The organism is Bradyrhizobium oropedii (assembly GCF_020889685.1).
Lineage (GTDB): Bacteria > Pseudomonadota > Alphaproteobacteria > Rhizobiales > Xanthobacteraceae > Bradyrhizobium > Bradyrhizobium oropedii.
In genome coordinates, this window is record NZ_JACMYO010000411.1 from 1 (window position 1) to 1,685 (window position 1,685).

A 1,685-nucleotide genomic window follows, 5' to 3' on the forward strand; every position below is an offset into this window, starting at 1 on the left:
GCTGATCCGACCAGGATCCGCGCCGGATCCTGATCGCACTTGCTTGAAACCACGTCGGCCGCTGTGCCAAGGTCTCCTTCGATCAGAGCTTCGGTTCTGATTGAATCAGAACCGAAGCTTTGGATTTTCGTTTCGACGCGTTTTCTTCACGCGAACCGGTGTCCACTTCGCTTGAAAACGCTCCAGGGAGACCTTCATGGCGATCTACGAACTCGACGGGCAGGGGCCCGATCTTCCCGCCGACGGCAGCTATTTCATCGCCGACAATGCCGTTGTGATCGGCAAGGTCCGCCTCAAATCCGCGGCGAGCGTCTGGTTCGGCGCCGTGCTGCGCGGCGACAACGAGTGGATCGAGATCGGCGAAGGCTCCAACGTGCAGGACAATTCGACCCTGCATGTCGATCCCGGTTTCCCCCTGACCATCGGCAACAACGTGACCATCGGCCACAATGCGATCGTGCATGGCTGCACGCTGGAAGACGGCGTGCTGATCGGGATGGGATCGATCGTGATGAACGGTGCGCGCATCCGGCGCGGCAGTGTCGTCGGCGCCGGCTCGGTCATCACCGAGGGCAAGGAGTTTCCGGAAAATTCCCTGATCATCGGTGCGCCCGCGCGCGTGGTGCGCACACTCGACGCCGCGCAGGCCGAGGCGCTGTCGCGGCCGGCCAAGTCCTACGCCATCAGGGGCCCGCAGTACAAGGCCGGGCTGAAGAAGATCGGCTGAACTCTCAGCGCTTCCGGCCCTGCTTGCGTGCGCCCTGCGGTGCTGCGGGGCCCGGCTTTGTTGCCACCTGAAGCCTTGCGCTCTTGCGCAGCGCATCCTTCAGGTCGATCGGAATACCGTGCTTCTTGAGCAGGTCGGCGAAGGCCTCGTCCGCGAGCTCCTGCAGGGTCGCCATCCGGTCGCGGCCAAGCTGCTTCAGCTTGTCGAAAGTGTCGTCGTCAAACTCGATCAGCTTGCGCAAATTGCATTGCTCCCAAACTGTATTGCTCAATCGCCTGCCGGAACCGGTGTCTTGCGGACTGGTTGACGTTCGCAAGGGAGAATTGCCATGCGCAAATTATCCGTCACCACTGCGTTCGCGACAATCGCCATTCTGCTGACACCCGCGGTTACCGTCGCCCAAGGCACGGGGACGAGCGACCGCTCGCCAGCCAGCCCGACATCGCCGCAACTCACGTCGCCGCCATCAGGCACCAACGGTGCCGGCACGGCGCAATCCTCCGGCCGGCTGAACACAGGCGAGGGCGTTACCACCGGCTCGGCATCGACCGAAAGCATCGACAAGGCGATCGCCGACGAGAACAAGACAGCCGACCGCCGGGTCAACGGCATCTGCCGTGGCTGCTAACGTTTGACGGCCGCGCGCTTGATGAACACGGGTCGCGCAGAAGTGAGGGCGACACAGGCGCGCGGTCGAAGCGGCGGTCCTACTTTGGGTTAGCATGCGCGGGACGCGTCGGAGGAGGCTTGAAAAGAAAGGCCTCGGAAAGCGGAGTGACGGGTGATGTTGCGTAAAACGATGATTGCCTTGCTGGCGACGGCCTCGGTCGGCTTGTTCACGGTCGACTCTGCGTCGGCGGGCGGCCACGGTGGAGGTGGCTTCTATGGCGGTGGCGGCTTCCACGGTGGTGGTGGCTTCCATGGCGGCGCTTTCCACGCCATGGGCGGCGGTGGCTGG

3 protein-coding genes are annotated in these 1,685 nt (G+C 63.4%); 2 read left to right on the top strand and 1 reads right to left on the bottom strand.

The annotated features are described in order from the left end of the window. The first annotated feature begins 196 nt into the window (after nucleotides 1-196). The gene (locus H8A95_RS42935) at nucleotides 197-727 is read left to right on the top strand and encodes a gamma carbonic anhydrase family protein (protein ID WP_092115174.1); all 531 of its coding nucleotides are present in this window, start codon (nucleotides 197-199) and stop codon (nucleotides 725-727) included. Between the two features lie 4 nt (nucleotides 728-731). Here H8A95_RS42935 and H8A95_RS42940 read toward each other — a convergent pair whose 3' ends face one another. Continuing rightward, nucleotides 732-968, bottom strand: a complete 237-nt coding sequence (locus tag H8A95_RS42940; protein ID WP_229188438.1) for a hypothetical protein — start codon at nucleotides 966-968, stop codon at nucleotides 732-734. Nucleotides 969-1,055: 87 nt separating this feature from the next. Here H8A95_RS42940 and H8A95_RS42945 point away from each other — a divergent pair, with 87 nt between their 5' ends. Continuing rightward, nucleotides 1,056-1,355, top strand: a complete 300-nt coding sequence (locus H8A95_RS42945; protein WP_229188439.1) for a hypothetical protein — start codon at nucleotides 1,056-1,058, stop codon at nucleotides 1,353-1,355. Nucleotides 1,356-1,685: the final 330 nt, after the last annotated feature.

Excerpts from the sequence above, each read along its gene's own strand:
- H8A95_RS42935 (WP_092115174.1), top strand. The coding sequence starts at position 197 with ATGGCGATCTACGAACTCGACGGGCAGGGGCCCGATCTTCCCGCCGAC.
- H8A95_RS42945 (WP_229188439.1), top strand. The coding sequence starts at position 1,056 with ATGCGCAAATTATCCGTCACCACTGCGTTCGCGACAATCGCCATTCTG.